Source organism: Achromobacter sp. SIMBA_011 (assembly GCF_046535435.1).
In the GTDB taxonomy this organism is placed as follows: domain Bacteria; phylum Pseudomonadota; class Gammaproteobacteria; order Burkholderiales; family Burkholderiaceae_B; genus Achromobacter; species Achromobacter dolens.
The window spans coordinates 1-236 of sequence record NZ_JAWRWN010001206.1; the positions used below are offsets into that span (position 1 = coordinate 1).

The window sequence follows — 236 nt, forward strand, 5'->3', positions numbered from 1 at the left end:
GGCGTGCCGCCTGACAGCGCCGCCGCCGGCATCGACGTCTTTCAGTTTCGTCTTTCAGTTCCGACTTTCAGTTCCATTACCCGCGGTTGCCCGTTTCCGTTTCGGCGAGCCGGCAGCCGCGACCCTTTCCGTCCGCGCACGGTCACCGCGCCGTCGCGCGCGCGAACCGGCCTCAGACTGTCGCCCGGACCTTTGCGGCAGGACACCATGGCAGCCAACCTTGAACCTTCGTCGCT

1 protein-coding gene is annotated in these 236 nt (G+C 66.5%); it reads left to right on the forward strand.

Annotation, left to right across the window (positions count from 1 at the left end; genetic code table 11):
* The coding region (locus tag SB816_RS34885) for a hypothetical protein (RefSeq protein ID WP_410548611.1) at window positions 1-236 on the forward strand (236 nt) is incomplete at both ends.